Origin of the sequence: Jatrophihabitans lederbergiae, from assembly GCF_031845305.1 — a bacterium.
In the GTDB taxonomy this organism is placed as follows: Bacteria; Actinomycetota; Actinomycetes; order Mycobacteriales; family Jatrophihabitantaceae; genus Jatrophihabitans_A; species Jatrophihabitans_A lederbergiae.
Window position 1 is genome coordinate 1 of record NZ_JAVREH010000297.1, and the last position, 247, is coordinate 247.

Consider the following 247-nt stretch of genomic DNA (forward strand, 5'->3'; position numbering starts at 1 on the left):
TACTCAGCAGTGTTGGTAGCAGCGAGCGGGCGAGCGCGCTGCCGAGTTCGTCGTTGGCGGTCGCCATCGCCTCGACCCAGTGCTCGGTGAGCGGGTGAATGCCGGCCGGCCCGACTCCGCGGCTGGCGGCCCGGGCCAACCGGAGACCCCGTGTGACCTGGAACAAGTCGGCCACCTCGGCCGTGCCGCAGCGCCACTGATCCAGCGGCGCCAGGTTGGCCAGCACGAGCTCCGGTCGCCGCCCCAG

At 72.5% G+C, this 247-nt stretch carries 1 protein-coding gene; it reads right to left on the reverse strand.

Annotation, left to right across the window (positions count from 1 at the left end):
* Positions 1-247, reverse strand: a 247-nt coding sequence (locus RM423_RS25290) for a hypothetical protein (protein ID WP_311425782.1), incomplete at both ends; no start/stop codon positions are given.